The organism is Streptomyces roseicoloratus, assembly GCF_004117935.1.
GTDB lineage: Bacteria > Actinomycetota > Actinomycetes > Streptomycetales > Streptomycetaceae > Streptomyces > Streptomyces roseicoloratus.
The window spans coordinates 1-17,899 of sequence record NZ_SDOY01000047.1; the positions used below are offsets into that span (position 1 = coordinate 1).

Genomic DNA, 17,899 nt, shown 5'->3' on the forward strand with positions numbered 1-17,899 from the left:
CGAGGCCCCGGTCAGCGCGGACGGCGCCGCCCCCGACAAGGCCGCCGCCCCCGACAAGGCCGCCGCCCCCGACAAGGCCGCCGCCGCCGACAAGGCTGCCGCCGACGGGGCAGACAAGGCGGACGCCGCCGCCCCCGCGCCCCCCGCTCCCCCCGCCGCCCCCTCCTGGCTCGACACCGAGACCGCCGTCGCGCTGCTCGCCTCGCCGCTCGCCGGGATGGATCCCGCCGATCTGCGCCGGCTCGGGCGCGCGCTGCGGGACGAGGAGCGGGCCGGTGGGAACAAGGTGCCGGCGCCGTCGGACGTCCTGCTCGCGCGGGCGCTCGCCGAGCCCGAGCGGCTCGTCGCCCACGACCAGTCGTACGCGCGCGGGGCGCGGCGCCTCGGCGAGCTGCTGCGGGCCGCCCGCGACAAGCTGGCGGCCGGCGGCACCGCCGAGGAGGCGCTCTGGCTCCTCTGGAACGGCACGCCCTGGCCCGGCCGACTCGAGCGTGCCTCCCTGCGCGGCGGCACCCCCGGCCGCAACGCCGACCGGGACCTGGACGCGGTCTGCGCCCTGTTCGAGACCGCCGCCCGCGCCGAGGACCGGGTCGGCGGGCGCGGCGCGCTCAACTTCCTGGAGGAGCTCGACGCCCAGGACATCGCCGCCGACACCCTCACCCGCCGGCACACCCGCCCCGACGCCGTACGCCTCATGACCGCCCACCGCTCCAAGGGCCTGGAGTGGGGCCTCGTCGTCGTCGCCGGCGTCCAGGAGGGCCTCTGGCCCGACCTGCGCCGCCGCGGCTCCCTCCTCGAAGCGGACAGGATCGGCCGCGACGGCCTCGCCGAGCCGCTCACCCCCGGCGCCCTCCTCGCCGAGGAACGCCGCCTCTTCTACGTCGCCGCCACCCGCGCCCGCGACCGGCTCGTCGTCACCGCCGTCAAGGCCCCCGCCGAGGACGGCGACCAGCCCTCCCGTTTCCTCACCGAACTCGGCGTCGAGCCGAAGGAGGTGGCCGGCCGGCCCCGCCGCCCGCTCGCCGTCGCCGCCCTCGTCGCCGAGCTGCGCGCCACCACCGTCGACCCCGACGCCTCACCCGCCCTGCGCGCCGCCGCCGCCGAACGCCTCGCCCGGCTCGCCGCCCTCTCCGACGAGGACGGCCACCCGCTCGTCCCGGCCGCCCACCCCGACCGCTGGTGGGGCCTCGCCGAACCGACCCGCAGCACCGTCCCGCTGCGCGACCGCGACCGGCCCGTGGCCCTGTCCGGCTCGGCGCTCGACCAGCTCGCCAACACCTGCGCCCTCCAGTGGTTCCTGGGCCGCGAGGTCAAGGCCGACGCCCCCGCCACCGCCGCCCAGGGCTTCGGCAACGTCGTGCACGTCCTCGCCGACGAGGTCGCCTCCGGCCGTACTCCCGCCGACCTCGACGTCCTCATGGCCCGGCTCGACTCCGTGTGGGACGCCCTCGCCTTCGACGCGCCGTGGAAGTCCGCGCAGGAGAAGCGGAACGCCCGGATCGCCCTGGAACGCTTCCTGCACTGGCACGTCATGGACCGCGCCGGCCGCACGCCCGCCGCCACCGAGCACGACTTCGACGTGACGCTGGGCGCGGGCGACTACCAGGTCCGCATCCGCGGCTCCATGGACCGCGTCGAGGCAGACGAACAGGGCCGCGCGTACGTCGTCGACTTCAAGACCGGCAAGTCGGCGCCCACCAAGGACGAGGTCGCCCGCCACCCGCAGCTCGCGGTCTACCAGCTCGCCGTCCGCGAGGGCGCCGTCGACGAGGCCTTCGGCGGCCGCACACCCGAACCCGGCGGCGCCGAGCTCGTCCACCTGCGGCAGGCCGCGCCCAAGAAGGAGGGCGGGGACGCGCTGCCCAAGGTCCAGGCCCAGCAGCCTCCGGACGGCGAGTGGATCGGCGACCTCCTCGCGACCGCGGCCGGCCGCGTCCTCGACGAACGCTTCACCCCGACGACCGGCCAGCACTGCACGACCTGCACCTTCCGTGCCTCGTGCAGCGCCCGCCCGGAGGGCCGCCACATCGTCGACTGACCGCGCTCCGGGCCCGGAGCCGCGCCCGCCCGTCCCCTCCGGCACGGCTCCGGGCCCGGAGTCGCGCCCGCCCGTCCCCTCCGGCACCCTGGAATTTCGGGGAGACCGCGAGGAGGCTCGCATGGCGTCCACCACACTCCGCGCCGCCGGCGTCGTCTGCGCCGCCCTGATCGCCGGTGCCACCGCACCCGCCCTGGCCGCCCCCGCACCACCCGCCCTCGCCACGGCCGCCGCGCCCCCGGCCGCCCCCAGCCCCTCGCCCGACCCCTTCGAGGGCCTCACCGCCGACCAGATCGGCGAGAAGGCCGTCACCGCCACCCAGTCCGCGACCTCGCTGCGCATGGCCGGCCGCGTCGTCTCCGGAGGGCAGCCGCTGGACGTCGACTTCGCCGTCAACGACAGGAGCGAGTGCACCGGCGCCATCAAGCTCCGGGGCGGCGCCGCCGAGCTCCGTCAGACCAGCGGGGTCACGTACATGAAGGGCGACGAGGCCTTCTGGCGCGCGTCCATGACCTCCCAGGGCCTGCCGCCCGCGCAGATCGACGCGACGATCGAACTCCTCAAGGGCCGCTGGCTGAAGATCCCCCAGGGCCGGGCCGGCACCGAGGGCCTCAGCGGCGTCTGCGACCTGAAGGCGCTCCTCGCCGACCTCGGCAAGGACAAAAAGGACCGCACGGGTCTGGTCCGCGGGCCGGACGGTGAGGTGAACGGCACACCCGTGGCCACCCTGGTCAAGAAGAAGACGGGCGGCGAGACCACCACCGTCTCGGTCGCGCAGAGCGGCAAGCCGTACATCCTGAGGACGGTCAAGACGGGCGGTGGCGAGCCCGGATCCGTGACGCTCTCCGACTACGACAAGCCCGTGAAGGTCGTCGTCCCGCCCGCCGACGAGACCGTCGACCTGTCCAAGCTGGACCCGGGCACCGCCACCTGACCGCCAGGACCGGGCCCGCCCCGACCACCGCCCCCCACGGGTCCCGGGGGCCCGGGGCGAAGCCCCCGGACACCGGCCCCGCCCCCACCGGCCCACGACGCCCGCCCCGCGCTGTCAGTCGTCCCCGTTAGCCTCTTTCGGGTGACCGCACGCATCACCGACCCCGAGCAGCTCAAGGAGCTGCTCGGCATCCCGTTCACCCCGGAGCAGACGGCCTGCATCACCGCGCCGCCCGCCCCGCAGGTCATCGTGGCCGGAGCCGGCTCCGGCAAGACGACGGTGATGGCCGCCCGGGTGGTCTGGCTGGTCGGCACCGGCCAGGTCGCGCCCGAGCAGGTCCTCGGTCTCACCTTCACCAACAAGGCCGCCGGCGAGCTCGCCGAACGCGTCCGCACCGCCCTCGTCCGCGCCGGCGTCACCGACCCCGACGTCATCGACCCGGACAACCCTCCCGGCGAGCCCGGCATCTCCACGTACCACGCCTTCGCCGGCCGGCTCCTCACCGACCACGGCCTGCGCATCGGCCTGGAACCCACCTCCCGGCTGCTGGCCGACGCCACCCGCTACCAGCTCGCCGCCCGCGTCCTGCGCGAGGCCCCCGGCCCGTACCCCGCGCTCACCCGCTCCTTCCCGACCCTCGTCGGCGACCTGCTCGCCCTCGACGCCGAGCTCGCCGAACATCTCGTGGCGCCCGAGCGGCTCCTCGCCTACGACACCGAGCTGCTCGCCGAGCTCGCCGGCGCCAAACTCACCAACGCCGACCTGCGCAAACTCCCCGAAGCCGGCACCGCGCGCCGCGAGCTCCTCGACCTCGTCGTCCGCTACCGCGCCGCCAAACGCTCCCGCGACCTGCTCGACTTCGGCGACCAGATCGCCCTCTCCGCCGAGCTCGCCACCACCCGGCCCGAGGTCGGCGCGATCCTCCGCGACGAGTTCCGCGTCGTCCTCCTCGACGAGTACCAGGACACCTCCGTCGCCCAGCGACTGCTCCTCTCCGGCCTCTTCGGCCAGGGCACCGGGCACGCCGTGACCGCCGTCGGCGACCCCTGCCAGGCCATCTACGGCTGGCGCGGCGCCTCCGTCGCCAACCTCGACGACTTCCCCGAGCACTTCCCGTACGCCGACGGCCGCCCCGCCACCCGCTTCGCCCTCTCCGAGAACCGGCGCAGCGGCGGCCGCCTCCTCGACCTCGCCAACAACCTCGCCGCCCCGCTGCGCGCCCTGCACGCGGGCGTGGAGGCGCTGCGGCCCGCGCCCGGCGCCGAGCGCGACGGCAGCGTCCGCATCGCCCTGCTCCCCACCCACGCCGACGAGATCGACTGGCTCGCCGACTCCCTCGCCCACCTCGTCCGCACCGGCACCCCGCCCGGCGAGATCGCCGTCCTGTGCCGCACCGCCACCGACTTCCCGGCCGTCCAGGCCGCCCTCGTCGCGCGTGACGTCCCCGTCGAGGTCGTCGGCCTCTCCGGCCTGCTCCACCTGCCCGAGGTCGCCGACCTCGTCGCCGTCTGCGAGGTCCTCCAGGACCCCGGCGCCAACGCCTCCCTCGTCCGGCTCCTCACCGGCCCCCGCTGGCGCATCGGCCCCCGCGACCTCGCCCTCCTCGGCCGCCGCGCCCGACTCCTCGTCCACCGCCCGGGCGAGGGCACGGACGACGCCGACCAGCGGCTCGCCGCCGCCGTCGAAGGCGTCGACCCCGCCGAGGTGATCTCCCTCGCCGACGCCCTCGACACCTTCCTCGACTCCGGCGGCGAGGACGACGGCCTGCCCTTCTCCGCCGAGGCCCGCGTCCGCTTCGCCCGCCTCGCCGCCGAACTGCGCGCCCTGCGCACCTCGCTCGCCGACCCGCTGATGGACGTCCTGCACCGGGTCCTCGCCGCCACCGGCCTGGAGGTCGAACTCTCCGCCTCGCCGCACGCCCTGGCCGCCCGCCGCCGCGAGACCCTCGGCAACTTCCTCGACATCGCCGCCGGCTTCGCCTCCCTCGACGGCGAGGCCACCCTGCTCGCCTTCCTCGGCTTCCTGCGCACCGCAGCCCAGTACGAGAAGGGCCTGGACAACGCCCTGCCCGGCGGCGAGGACACCGTCAAGGTGATGACCGCCCACAAGTCCAAGGGCCTGGAGTGGGACGTGGTCGCGGTGCCCGGCCTGGTCACCGGCCAGTTCCCGTCCACCCGCGCCCGCGAGTCCTGGACCTCCCAACCCCAGGTCCTCCCGCACGCCCTGCGCGGCGACGCCGCGACCCTGCCCGCGCTCGACGACTGGACCGCCGCCTCCCTGAAGGCCTTCAAGGAGGAGCTGCGCGACCACCAGCACACCGAGGAGCTCCGCCTCGGCTACGTGACCTTCACCCGCCCGCGCTCCCTCCTCCTGGGCTCCGCCCACTGGTGGGGCCCGGCCCAGAAGAAGCCGCGCGGCCCCTCCCCGTTCCTGGAGGCCCTGTACGAGCACTGCGCGGCCGGGCACGGCGAGATCGAGGCCTGGGCGGACGCCCCGGAGGAGGGCGACGCCAACCCGCTCCTGACCGCGGACCTCGCCGACCAGGCCTGGCCGCTGCCGCTGGACAAGGAAGGCCTGGAGCGCCGCCGGGAAGCGGCGCAGCAGGTTCTCACCCGGCTGTGGGCCCTCGCCCCGCAGGGCGGAACGGACGGGCACGGCCCCGCCACGCCGGCGCCCGTTCCGTCGCACCCCGACGCCGACGCCGACGACCTCTGGCTTCCGGAGGACCTGAAGGACCTGGAGGAGCTGGAGGACCTGGAGGAGCCCCCGCACGAGTACGAGTACGACGAGGGCGAAGGCGAAGGCGAGGACGCGGGCGAAGGCGAGGACGCGGGCGCGGGCCCGCCCCGGGACGACGAGCCCCACGCGGAGGTCCCGGCACCCCGGGCCGAGCTCCGCCCGGCGGACCCGGCCAGCGGTTCCCGCCCGGCGGACCCGACCGGCCGCCCCCGCCCGGCGGACCCGGGTCTCACCCCCGAGGACGCCCGCACCATCGCCTCCTGGGACCGCGACCTCACCGCCCTCACCGCCGAGCTGCACCGCTCCCGCGCCACCACCCGGGACGTCCTGCTGCCCGCGTACCTCTCCGCCTCCCAGGTGCTGCGGCTCGCCGCCGACCCCGAGGGCTTCGCCAAGGAACTGGCCCGGCCCATGCCCAAGCCGCCGCAGCCCGCCGCCCGGCGCGGCACCCGCTTCCACGCCTGGGTGGAGTCCCGCTTCGAGGAACTGCCGCTGCCCATGCTCGGCCCCGACGAGCTGCCCGGCGGCGAGGAGTTCGCGGGCGAGCCGGAGATCCTCGACGAGCGGGACCTGGACGCCCTCAAGGAGGCCTTCGACCGCACCCCGTACGCCCGCCGCACCCCGTACCGCGTGGAGATCCCCGTCCACCTCTCCCTCGCGGGCCGGGTGATCCGCGGCAGGATCGACGCCGTCTACCGGGACCCGGACACCGGCGCGTACGAGATCGTCGACTGGAAGACCAGCCATCTGCGCAACGCGGACCCGCTCCAGCTCGCCCTCTACCGCCTCGCCTGGGCCGAGCAGCACGGCCTCGACCCGGACGAGGTGACCGCCTCCTTCGTGTACGTACGCACGGGGGAGGTGGTGCGCCCCGCCCGGCTGCCCGGCCGGGCGGAACTGGAGGCCGTGCTCCTCGGCACACCGGCCGCCGACGGGCCGGGTTCCGGCGCCGGATAGGCTCAGGAGCATGAGCGAGACCCCGGACAGCGCCGTCCACACCGCGGACACCCGTGCCGTACGCACGTACATCGAGCGGCACCGCTCCGCGTTCCTCGGCGAGCTCGCCGAGTGGCTGCGGATCCCCTCCGTGTCGGCGCAGCCCGAGCGGGCCGCCGACGTCCGGCGCAGCGCCGAGTGGCTCGCCGCCGCGCTCGGCCGCACCGGCTTCCCCGTCGTCGAGATCTGGGAGACCGACGGCGCCCCGGCCGTGTTCGCCGAATGGCCCTCCGGCGAGCCCGACGCGCCGACCGTCCTCGTGTACGGCCACCACGACGTGCAGCCCGCCGCCCGCGAGGACGGCTGGCACACCGAGCCGTTCGAGCCCGTGGTCGCCGACGGCCGCCTGTACGGGCGGGGCGCCGCCGACGACAAGGGGCAGGTCCTCTTCCACACCCTCGGGGTCCGCGCCCACCTCGCCGCGACCGGCCGCACCGCGCCCGCCGTCCACCTCAAGATGATCGTCGAGGGCGAGGAGGAGTCCGGCTCGCCGCACTTCCGCGCCCTCGTCGAGGAGCACGCCGCCCGGCTCGCCGCCGACGTCGTGATCGTCTCCGACACCGGCATGTGGTCCGAGACCACCCCGACCGTGTGCACCGGCATGCGCGGCGTCGCCGACTGCGAGATCGACCTGTACGGGCCCGACCAGGACATCCACTCCGGCTCCTTCGGCGGCGCCGTGCCCAACCCCGTCACCGTCGCCGGCCGGATCGTCGCCGCCCTGCACGACTCCGACGAGCGCGTCGCCATCCCCGGCTTCTACGACGGCGTCACCGAGCTCACCGACGCCGAACGCGCCCTGATGGCCGAGCTGCCCTTCGACGAGAACGCCTGGCTGACCACGGCCAGGTCCCACGGCACCCTCGGCGAGGCCGGCTTCTCCACCCTGGAGCGCGTCTGGGCCCGCCCGACGGCCGAGGTCAACGGCATCGGCGGCGGCTACCAGGGCCCCGGCGGCAAGACGATCGTGCCCGCCACCGCCCACGTCAAGCTCTCCTTCCGGCTGGTCGCGGGCCAGGACCCGGCACGGATCGAGACCGTCGTCCGCACGTGGCTGGCCGAGCAGGTCCCGGCCGGCATCCGGCACGAGATCGTCTTCGGCGCCCCGACCCGGCCCTGCCTCACGCCGCTCGACCACCCCGCCCTCACGGCGGTGTCCGGCGCCATGAGCCGCGCCTTCGACGGCGCCAAGGTCCGCTACACCCGCGAGGGCGGCTCGGGCCCGGCCGCCGACCTCCAGGACGTGCTGGACGCCCCGGTGCTGTTCCTGGGGATCTCGGTCCCCTCCGACGGCTGGCACGCCCCGAACGAGAAGATCGAGCTCGACCTCCTCATGAAGGGCGTCGAGACGACCGCGCACCTGTGGGGCGACCTGCCCGCGGCCCTGCGCGACACCACCCGCGCGGAGCCCCTCCTGACCTGAGCCCACGGCCCGTACGGCCCCGAGCCCACGGCCCGTACCGGCCCGAGCCCACGGCCCGTAGGCCCCGAGCACGGCAGCCGCACGGGCCCGACGCCCAGGGCCCGTCCGGGCCGAGCCCAGGGCCCGTGCCCGAACCCACACACCGATCCGGGGGAGTTGGAAGCACCTGTGAGCACCTTGAACAACGCGTTCGCGGACCACCCGATCTCGCTCACCGCCCCGAGCGGGATCGACCGCGCCGCCCACCACCGTCTCGACGAGGCGTGGCTCGCGGCCGCCTGGAGCCACCCGAAGACCAGGGTCTTCGTGGTCTCGGGCGGCCAGGTGCTGATCGACGACACGCCCGACGGACGGACCGAGCTCGTCATGACCCCGGCCTTCGAGGCCCCGGTCACCGAGACCCACCGCTACTTCCTGGGCACGGACGCCGACGGCGTCTCCTACTTCGCGCTCCAGAAGGACAGCCTGCCCGGCCGCATGGACCAGTCCGCGCGCCCCGCCGGACTGCGCGAGGCGGGCCTGCTGCTGTCGCCGCGGGACGCCGGCCTGATGGTCCACGCCGTCGCCCTGGAGAACTGGCAGCGGCTGCACCGCTTCTGCTCGCGCTGCGGCGAGCGCACCGTGATCGCCGCAGCCGGGCACGTCCGCCGCTGCCAGGCCTGCGGCGCCGAGCACTACCCGCGCACCGACCCGGCGGTGATCATGCTGGTCACCGACGAGGAGGACCGCGCCCTGCTCGGCCGCCAGGTGCACTGGCCCGAGGGCCGCTTCTCGACCCTGGCCGGCTTCGTGGAGCCGGGCGAGTCCATCGAGCAGGCGGTGGCGCGCGAGGTCTTCGAGGAGGCGGGCGTCACGGTCGGCGAGGTGGAGTACGTGGCCAGCCAGCCCTGGCCCTTCCCGTCCAGCCTGATGCTGGGCTTCTTCGCCCGGGCGACGTCGGCGGAGATCACCGTGGACGGCGAGGAGATCCACGAGGCCCGCTGGTTCTCCCGCGAGGACCTGGCCGCCGCCTTCGAGTCGGGCGAGGTGCTCCCGCCGTACGGCATCTCGATCGCCTCCCGGCTGATCGAGCTCTGGTACGGCAAGCCCCTGCCCAAGCCCGGCGACACGGCCTGAGCCGGGGGAGGCGGGCCCGCGTGACCGGCCCACCGCGCGGCCGGCCCGGCCCGCCCACCCGTAAACGGAATGCGACAGCCCCCGTCCGGCACCGTCCGGCGGGGGCTGTTTCCGGCCACGAACGGCCTCGGGCCTCGGGTCAGGCGGCGAGGGCCTGCTTGACCTGGGCCAGGCTCGGGTTGGTCATGACGACCTCGGAGCCGCCGGCCTCCGGGACCACGCGCACGGTCGGAACCGTCTGGTTGCCGCCGTTGGCCTGCTCGACGAACTTCGCCGAGTCGGGGTCCTGCTCGATGTTGATCTCCGTGTACGCGATGCCCTCACGGTCCAGCTGGCTCTTCAGCCGGCGGCAGTAGCCGCACCACGTGGTGCTGTACATCGTCACAGTGCCCTGCATGGCCAGGCGCTCCTCTGTTCGCGGGTGAATGCCGAGAGGAAGAACGTACGCCCCCGGCCCGCCATTCCCGGAACCGCATTCGTATGACCGGTGCCATACGCCTGTGGACGACGGGCCGCATCGATCACGCCGGACCTGGCAGCATGGCGGGGTGACACCAGCAACGCACTCCACTCTCTTCCCGCAGGTCCCCGAGTCGGCCGACGCGGTGCTCGACGGGCTCGACCCCGAGCAGCGCGAGGTCGCCCTCGCCCTGCACGGCCCGGTGTGCGTCCTCGCCGGAGCCGGTACGGGCAAGACGCGGGCCATCACCCACCGCATCGCCTACGGGGTGCGGGCCGGGATCGTCCCGCCCGCCGGCGTGCTCGCCGTCACCTTCACCAACCGCGCCGCGGGCGAGATGCGCGGCCGGCTCCGCCAGCTCGGCGCCGGCGGCGTCCAGGCCCGCACCTTCCACTCCGCGGCCCTCCGCCAGCTCCAGTACTTCTGGCCGAAAGCCGTCGGCGGCGAACTGCCCCGCCTCCTGGAGCGGAAGGTCCAGCTCGTCGCCGACGCCGCCGCCCGCTGCCGCGTCCGCCTCGACCGGAACGAGCTGCGGGACGTCACCAGCGAGATCGAATGGGCCAAGGTCACCCAGACCGTCCCCGCCGACTACCCGGCCGCCGTCGCCAAGGCCGCCCGCGACTGCCCCCGCGACCCCGCCGAGACCGGCCAGATCTACGCGATGTACGAGCAGCTCAAGCGCGAGCGCGACGTCATCGACTTCGAGGACGTGCTGCTCCTCACCGTCGGCATCCTCCAGGACCGCCACGACATCGCCGACCAGATCCGCCGGCAGTACCAGCACTTCGTCGTCGACGAGTACCAGGACGTCTCCCCGCTCCAGCAGCGACTCCTCGACCTCTGGCTCGGCGACCGCGACAGCCTCTGCGTCGTCGGCGACGCCAGCCAGACGATCTACTCGTTCACCGGCGCCACCCCCGACCACCTGCTGAACTTCCGCACCCGCCACCCCGACGCCACCGTGATCAAACTGGTCCGGGACTACCGCTCCACCCCCCAGGTCGTCCACCTGGCCAATGGCCTGCTCGGCCAGGCCCGCGGCCGGGCCGCCGAACACCGCCTGGAACTGATCTCCCAGCGCGACCCCGGCCCCGGCCCCGCCTACACCGAGTACGCGGACGAACCCGCCGAGGCCGAAGGCACCGCCCGCCGCATCCGCGACCTCATCGCCACCGGCGTCCCCGCCGGCGAGATCGCCGTCCTCTACCGGGTCAACGCCCAGTCGGAGATCTACGAACAGGCCCTCGCCGACGCCGGCGTCCCCTACCAGCTCCGCGGCGCCGAGCGCTTCTTCGAACGCCAGGAGGTCCGCGAGGCGGGCGTCGCCCTGCGCGGCGCCGCCCGCGCCGGAGGCAACGACCCGCTGCTCGACGACGCCGAGGACCTGCCCGCCCAGGTCCGGGCCGTCCTCTCCACCAAGGGCTGGACCAGCGAACCGCCCGCCGGCTCCGGAGCCGTCCGCGACCGCTGGGAGTCACTCGCCGCACTCGTCCGGCTCGCCGAGGACTTCGCCCGCGCCAAGCCCGGCGCCACCCTCTCCGACCTGGTCGCCGAACTCGACGAACGGGCCGCCGCCCAGCACGCCCCCACCGTCCAGGGCGTCACCCTCGCCTCGCTGCACGCCGCCAAGGGCCTCGAATGGGACGCCGTCTTCCTCGTCGGCCTCACCGAAGGCATGATGCCGATCACCTACGCCAAGACCGACGAACAGATCGAGGAGGAGCGCCGGCTCCTCTACGTCGGCGTCACCCGCGCCCGCGTCCACCTGACACTGTCCTGGGCGCTCTCCCGCTCCCCGGGCGGCCGCGCCTCCCGGCGCCCCACCCGCTTCCTGAAGGGCCTGCGGCCCGGCTCCGGCCCGCTCGGCACGGCGGGCACCGGCGGCGGCCCGGGCTTCGGCAGGGCCCTCGGCGGAGGAACCGGCGGAGGCACGGACCGCGCCGACGCCCCCGGACGGCGCAAACGGCGCGGGCCGGTCCGCTGCCGCGTCTGCGGCACCACCCTCACCGAAGCCGGCGAGATGAAACTCATGCGCTGCGAGGACTGCCCCTCCGACATGGACGAGGGGCTCTACGAGCGGCTGCGCGACTGGCGCATGGAACAGGCCCGCCGGCTCGGCCAGCCGCCCTATTGCGTGTTCACCGACAAGACGCTGATGGCCATCGCCGAGCGCGTCCCCGCCTCCGACGGAGAGCTCGTCACGATCGCCGGCGTAGGGGTCCGCAAGCTCGACCGCTTCGGCGCCGACGTACTGGCCATCTGCGCAGGTGAAGAGCCCGGAGGAAGCCACGACGAGGCCTGAGAAAAACTCGTGGGAAAAATAGTTTGCGCCCGCCCCGTCAAGCCCCATAGGTTCTTAACCACGACACAGCGGCTTCTTGGAAGCCCTGTCTTCGTGCTGTACTTGTCCAATCGAACATGAGGGTCAGGCTCACACCGAGCCCTCCGAGACGCCGAGAGGAGGCGATTCCAGTGATCAGCATCAAGAACATCAAGACCAGCACCGCCAAAATGACCGATCGCTCGGTCGTCGCCTCCGCATGCTCGCTCGGCCTCGCCGCCTCCGCGTCCTCCGCGCTCTTTGGCACCGGTCTGTCCGGCGCCGGTCTGCCCCTCGGCATGACCGGTCTCCTGATGGATCGCCCTGAGCGCAGTGAGCGACCGACCAAGGCACTGGAAGCAGGAGTAGAGGGCAAGGCCAAGGCCGCTGCCTACGGCTTCGCGGCGACCGGTGCCGGCATTCGGACGACGACGCAGCAGCACCACACGATGTGGGCCTTCCGTGGGCTCGAACCCTGGAGTGATCCAGCCTGATCGACGATCAGGCCGGCGCCTTCAGGGCCGCGGAACCCCACCAGGGATCCGCGGCCCTTCTGTTTGTCCCCGAACGGGGACGACGGAACGAAGGGGCCTCGGGACCAGCAGTGACCGGTACCAACACAAAACCCGGCCAACAGGCCGGAACGACAGACGAGGAAGACAAACCCGTGCAACTCGAAGCGCACGCCCCGTCCGTACCGCCTTCCGAAACGATCCCCCCGCCCCGCCCCACGGAGGACTCCACCTTGACCCCCCTCACCGCGCTCACCGCGCTCGACGACGCCATCGAGAACCTCGGCGTACCCGTCCCGTGCCGCTCGTACGACCCCGAGGTCTTCTTCGCCGAGTCCCCGGCCGACGTCGAGTACGCCAAGTCGCTCTGCCGGACCTGCCCGCTCATGGAAGCCTGCCTCGCGGGCGCCAAGGAGCGACGCGAGCCCTGGGGCGTCTGGGGTGGAGAGCTCTTCGTCCAGGGCGTGGTCGTCGCCCGCAAGCGGCCCCGCGGCCGCCCGCGCAAGAACCCGGTTGCGGCATGAACGCCCTCGGAACCGTCGACCGCCCCCTCACGCACGATCCCCAGAAGCAGGCCCCGATGACCTCGTCCGCCCACGAGCCCTCCGGCTCCGCGACCCCAGACGTTTCGATCAGCGGCGCGAACCGCTCGCGCCAGAACAGGACCCGTGAGATGCAACTCATCCCAGAAGCCCTGGCCCGTGCCCATATGCACGACCGCATGCGGGAAGCCGACGCGGAACGCCAGGCCTCGCGCCTGGTCGCCGCCCGGCGCATGCAGCGACGCGCCGAGCGCGTGTCGATGCGCGCCCGCCGCGCCATCGCCATGGCCGTCATGCACTGACCCAGGCAGACCCGGACACCGCGGGGGCCGGTCCGAACGGACCGGCCCCCGCGGTGCGTTGCCCCCGACACGGGCACCCTTCGGGTTATCGTCACCCAGGTGAACGACACCCCTGCCGACGAGCCGCTCATCGTGTGCGCCCGCTGCGGGAAAACCGCCCCCGAGCTGCCCGTCACCTGGACCTGCTCAGTGGAGAACGGCACCCGCCAGTACTTCTGCGAAGACTGCGCCCGCGCCAACATCAGGGCCATCGAAGGCCGCCTCGACTCCTCCTGGTGGTGACCCGGAGGGCCGCCGACCCGGCCCCCGGCCCGGCCGGCGGCCCGCCGGCCCAGCCGACCGAAGGCCCGCCCGGCCGCCTACTCGTCCTCGGCGACGAAACCCGGCAGCCACTCCTCCAGCTCGTCCCGCAACCGCACCGTCGCCCCCAGCTGACACAGCACCCCGATCGTGCTCAACGTCACACGGTGTATCAGCAGATAGGCAGGCGGCAGATTGAGCTGCCTGCCCAACTGATGGGCAGGCGAGCGAGGATCGGCGATCCGCGCCGCCTGCGCCCGCATCCAGCCACGGGTGAAACCGAACGCCTCCACCTCCGCCGGCTCGACGATCGGAAGCAGATAGTCCAGCACCGCGTCCGGATCGAGCACCACGGACTCCTTCACGAAGCCCTCCGCACACAACAACGCGTACACCGGCTCCGCCTGCCCCGACAGCGCCATCCGCAGACAGGCACCGATCGTCTCCGGCAACCCGCCCGGCAACCGGTCCACCGTGCCGAAGTCCAGCACACCCAACCGCCACGAAGCCGCCGACCCGTCATCGGCCCCCTCCGGACCCGGCAGCAACCGGAAATTCCCCGGATGCGGATCCGCATGCAACAGACCCGTCCGCGCGGGCCCCGAGAACAGAAAACGCGCCAGCAGCTGCCCCGCCCGGTCCCGCTGCTCCGGAGTGCCGTCCGCGATCACCTCCGACAACGGAACGCCGTCCATCCACTCCGTCACCAGCACCTGCTCCGACTGATGCACCACCGCCGGCACCACCACGTCCGGATCGCCCGCGAACACCTCCGCGTGCGCCCGCTGCGCCTCGGCCTCCAGCCCGTAGTCCAGCTCCTCGGAAACCCGGTCCCGCATCTCCGTGATCAGCGGCTTCACATCCATCCCGGGAACCAGCGGACCCAGCAGCCGCGCGAACCTGCTCAACTGCGTCAGATCCGCGAGCAACGCCTCACCCGCCCCCGGATACTGCACCTTCACCGCGACCTCACGGCCGTCGTGCCACACCGCCCGGTGCACCTGCCCGATCGACGCGGCCGCCGCCGGCTTGTCCTCGAAACCCAGGAACAGCTCCCGCCATCCCTCACCCAGCCGCTCCTCCAACACCGCGTGCACCGTCCGCGTCGGCATCGGCGGAGCCGCGTCCTGAAGCCGCGTCAGCGCAGCCCGATAAGGCCCCGCGATCTCCTCCGGCAGCGCCGACTCGAACACCGACATCGCCTGCCCGAACTTCATGGCCCCGCCCTTGAGCTGACCCAGCGTCGAGAACAACTGCTCGGCAGTCCGCTTCTGGAGCTCGGCGGCAATGGCCTCGGCCGGCCGCCCGCCGATCCGCTTGCCCAGCCCAAGTGCCGTACGCCCGGCGAAGCTCAGAGGCAACGCGGCCAGCTTCGCGGTCCGCGTGACCGCCTTCCGGGGAAGATCAGACATACGCCCTCCAGGTCCCAGACCGCAGTGCCGCACCGAATCAGGACCCTCGGGGCGGGCCCTGCCCCGCCATTGTGTCGTGCGCCGCTCGAGCCTCCATCGCATGCTCCGCCTCACCACCGCGGCGCGCCCCGCACGGACACTCCGGATGCGCCCGCACCTGCTCCGAGCGCCACTCCAGCAACGGCAGCGACACCTCCCACCGCGCCCCGGCGCTCGACGGCAGATCGCCGTCCAGGAAGGCCAACGCGTGCGCCGCGGCGAGACCCGCCACCGCCGACGCGAGCGACACGTCGCACGCCGGCAGCGGATGCGGCCGGCCCGAACGCCACTGCGCCGGAAGCCGCGGCCACACCGGCTCCCGGTCGGCCAGCTCCCGCTGCATGCAGCCCGCGCACGCCGTACCGCCCGGCAGCACCAACGGGCCCACCACACCGGTCGCTTCGAGCACCCCCGCGTAGAGATGCGGCGTGCCGGTGACGATCCAGGGTTCGGCGGGAACGGGGTCGGGCACGTAGGCGCCGAGACCGTCACGAGGCGCGACCACCACAAGCGAAACCCCGGTCTCCCCGCCCCCGCCCCCACCCCCTCCCTCTCCCCGCCCCCCGTTCCCGCCCCCGGCCGAGCCCCCGTCCCAGCCCGCGACCCGCTTGCCGGACTGACCCCCGGCCCGCCCCCCAGGCCGTTCCCCGGCCCGCACCCCAGGCCGTCCCCCGGCCGTCCGGGCCCGGCGTGGTGGGCGGCCGCCCGGGGCGGCGCGGGTGACCAGGCGGCGGGCGGCCACCGCGCGGCGGTCGCCGACCGATTCGGGCGGCAGGCCGCTCGGCGACACCTCCCAGGGCGCGACCGTGCCCGCGTCCAGGACCTCGACCCGTCCGACACCCGCCGCCGACAGCAGTGCGGCGACCGCCGCGCCGACGCGTCCCGCGCCGCGCACCTGCACCCGTGACGCGCGCCGCGCCGCCAGCGCACGCGCCGCCCCGTCGGGCGCCCGGTGCACCACCGACAGCGAGGCCAGGTCGGCGCGCACCGGGTCGAGTGCGGGGTCCGCCCGGCCGCCGGGATCGTCGTCCCGCCGGCCGCCCGGCGGGCGGACCGAGGCGTCGGCGATCAGGCCCGCCGCGGCGAGCCGGTCGAGCAGGGCGTCGAGACGGCCCTCGGGCAGTCCGAGCGCCGCCGCCTCCGCCCGCAGCAGCTTCATGCCGCGGGTGCCGTCGAGCAGGCCGATCAGGCTGCCCGTCGTCGTGTCCACCGGTCCCAGGACCACGGCGTGCGCGGGCGTCACGCCGAACTGCACGTACCGCATGTTCCGCCAGGCACGCCGCAGCGCCGGTTTCACCATCGGATGCATGGGAACCACCCACCCCCGTCGTCGGTGCGTCACCGTGTGGTGCGTCACCGTGTTTCCGTCCGTTCCACGAGTAGGTTGCCCGGGCCGGGGGAGCGGTGCGGAAAGTTGTCCACAGGGCTGAGGCATTAATCATTCGAATGCGGTGGTGCGGGACTTTCCCCGGCGCCGCCGGGTAACGTCGGGGCCGTGTCGGCCGACCCACAGCGCAGCGTGACAAGCAGCCCGCCCCGCGGCTCGGGGCCGAGCGCGGTCGAGGTCCGCAGGAGCGCCCGCCGGAGCAGAACGGTCTCCGCCTACCGCGAGGGCGACCGGACCGTCGTGCTCATCCCCGCCCGGATGTCGGAGGCGGAGGAGAAGCGGTGGGTCACCGTCATGCTGGACAAGCTGGCCGCCCAGGAGAGCAGGAGCGTCCGCGGCGACCGGGAGCTGACCGAGCGGGCCGCGCAGCTGTCGGAGCAGTACTTCGACGGCCGGGCCCGCCCGACGTCCGTGCGGTGGGTGACGAACCAGAACACCCGGTGGGGCTCGTGCACCCCGTCCGAAGGAAGTATCCGGCTCTCGCACCGGCTCCAGGGCATGCCCGAGTACGTCGTCGACTACGTGCTGTGCCACGAGCTGGCGCACCTCCTCGTGCCGGGCCACGGGCCGCGTTTCTGGCGGCTGCTCGACGCCTATCCGCGGACCGAGCGGGCCCGCGGCTATCTGGAGGGCGTGGCCGCGGCCGGCCGGCTGCCGCATCTCACGGACGGTCGCGAGGGCTGACCCAGCGCATTGCTCCGGTTCTGTACCGAACGGACCCGGCCCTGCCGCGATGTCCGGGCCACCCGTTAGCCTGGCGCGACGCATTCGTCGTTTCGGGATGGGGGACGGTCCTCACACATGGCCAGGGAATTCCAACGCGGCCACAAGGCCAAGATCAGTGATCTCACGGCGGGGACGGATCTGTACGTGGGCGTGCAGATCGCGGCGCCCGGTCTGAGCTTCGACATCAGCTGTTTCGGCCTGGACGCCGACGAGCGGCTCTCCGACGACCGCTACTTCGTGTTCTTCAACCAGCCGAAGTCGCCGGAGGAGTCGATCCAGCTGCTCGGCGCGCAGGCCGGTGACACGGAGTCGTTCCGCGTGACGCTGGACCGCATTCCGGCGCACATCCACAAGCTGTCCTTCACCGCGACGATCGACGGCGCCGGGCAGATGTCGCAGGTCGGTCCGGGCTGGATCCGGATCGTGGCGGGCGGCGAGGAGGTCGCCCGGTACGCGTTCACCGGTGCCGAGTTCTCCACCGAGCGCGCCGTGATGCTCGGCGACTTCTACCTGAAGGACGTGTGGCGGTTCGCCGCCGTCGGTCAGGGCTTCGACGGAGGCCTGGAGGCGCTCCTGAAGAACTTCGGCGGCGAGGTCGCCGAAGAGGAGGCCCCGGCCCAGCAGCCACCCGCCGCCACGCCGGGCTTCGCCCC

15 protein-coding genes are annotated in these 17,899 nt (G+C 74.0%); 12 read left to right on the forward strand and 3 right to left on the reverse strand.

Translation table 11 applies throughout. The features are described from left to right. The 5 genes from ESG85_RS03490 to nudC all read left to right on the forward strand — a co-directional run. On the forward strand, window positions 1–2,038 hold a 2,038-nt coding region (locus tag ESG85_RS03490; RefSeq protein WP_164986151.1), incomplete at its 5' end, for a PD-(D/E)XK nuclease family protein. 121 nt (window positions 2,039–2,159) lie between these two features. Next, window positions 2,160–2,972, forward strand: a complete 813-nt coding sequence (locus ESG85_RS03495) for a hypothetical protein (RefSeq protein ID WP_128976523.1) — start codon at window positions 2,160–2,162, stop codon at window positions 2,970–2,972. A gap of 141 nt (window positions 2,973–3,113) precedes the next feature. Next, window positions 3,114–6,668: an ATP-dependent helicase gene (locus ESG85_RS03505; protein ID WP_164986152.1), complete on the forward strand. Its 3,555-nt coding sequence runs from the start codon at window positions 3,114–3,116 to the stop codon at window positions 6,666–6,668. A gap of 10 nt (window positions 6,669–6,678) precedes the next feature. Next, the gene (locus tag ESG85_RS03510) at window positions 6,679–8,130 is read left to right on the forward strand and encodes a dipeptidase (RefSeq protein ID WP_128976526.1); all 1,452 of its coding nucleotides are present in this window, start codon (window positions 6,679–6,681) and stop codon (window positions 8,128–8,130) included. Between the two features lie 168 nt (window positions 8,131–8,298). After that, window positions 8,299–9,246, forward strand: a complete 948-nt coding sequence (gene nudC / locus ESG85_RS03515; protein WP_128976527.1) for an NAD(+) diphosphatase — start codon at window positions 8,299–8,301, stop codon at window positions 9,244–9,246. Between the two features lie 139 nt (window positions 9,247–9,385). Here nudC and ESG85_RS03520 read toward each other — a convergent pair whose 3' ends face one another. Further along, window positions 9,386–9,643, reverse strand: a complete 258-nt coding sequence (locus ESG85_RS03520) for a mycoredoxin (protein WP_128976528.1) — start codon at window positions 9,641–9,643, stop codon at window positions 9,386–9,388. Between the two features lie 151 nt (window positions 9,644–9,794). On the opposite strand from ESG85_RS03520, the gene ESG85_RS03525 reads away from it, so the two are divergent. The 5 genes from ESG85_RS03525 to ESG85_RS03550 all read left to right on the forward strand — a co-directional run bounded on the left by ESG85_RS03525 (window position 9,795) and on the right by ESG85_RS03550 (window position 13,664). Continuing rightward, window positions 9,795–12,008, forward strand: coding sequence for an ATP-dependent DNA helicase UvrD2 (locus ESG85_RS03525; protein ID WP_128976529.1), 2,214 nt, complete (start codon window positions 9,795–9,797; stop codon window positions 12,006–12,008). A 170-nt stretch (window positions 12,009–12,178) separates the two neighbouring features. Next, on the forward strand, window positions 12,179–12,520 hold the full coding sequence (locus ESG85_RS03535; protein WP_246094789.1) for a hypothetical protein: 342 nt from the start codon (window positions 12,179–12,181) through the stop codon (window positions 12,518–12,520). Between the two features lie 173 nt (window positions 12,521–12,693). Then, window positions 12,694–13,062 (forward strand): WhiB family transcriptional regulator, encoded by a 369-nt coding sequence (locus ESG85_RS03540; RefSeq protein WP_128976532.1) that lies wholly within the window; start codon window positions 12,694–12,696, stop codon window positions 13,060–13,062. Next, window positions 13,059–13,382, forward strand: coding sequence for a hypothetical protein (locus tag ESG85_RS03545; protein ID WP_128976533.1), 324 nt, complete (start codon window positions 13,059–13,061; stop codon window positions 13,380–13,382). The genes ESG85_RS03540 and ESG85_RS03545 overlap by 4 nt, the downstream gene beginning before the upstream one ends. A 99-nt stretch (window positions 13,383–13,481) precedes the next feature. Then, a complete protein-coding gene (locus ESG85_RS03550; RefSeq protein WP_181018952.1) occupies window positions 13,482–13,664 on the forward strand; it encodes a hypothetical protein in 183 nt (60 codons plus the stop codon). A gap of 77 nt (window positions 13,665–13,741) precedes the next feature. On the opposite strand, the gene ESG85_RS03555 is transcribed toward ESG85_RS03550, so the two are convergent. Together ESG85_RS03555 and ESG85_RS03560 are read right to left on the reverse strand one after the other, a co-directional pair. Further along, a complete protein-coding gene (locus ESG85_RS03555) occupies window positions 13,742–15,094 on the reverse strand; it encodes an ABC1 kinase family protein (protein WP_128976535.1) in 1,353 nt (450 codons plus the stop codon). A 37-nt stretch (window positions 15,095–15,131) separates the two neighbouring features. Then, entirely contained in the window at window positions 15,132–16,442 is a 1,311-nt protein-coding gene (locus tag ESG85_RS03560; protein WP_128976536.1) for a ThiF family adenylyltransferase, read from the reverse strand. Between the two features lie 186 nt (window positions 16,443–16,628). Here ESG85_RS03560 and ESG85_RS03565 point away from each other — a divergent pair, with 186 nt between their 5' ends. Beyond that, entirely contained in the window at window positions 16,629–17,204 is a 576-nt protein-coding gene (locus ESG85_RS03565; protein WP_128976537.1) for a M48 metallopeptidase family protein, read from the forward strand. Between the two features lie 117 nt (window positions 17,205–17,321). Then, window positions 17,322–17,899: TerD family protein (locus ESG85_RS03570; protein WP_164986153.1), on the forward strand; the 578-nt coding region annotated here is incomplete at its 3' end.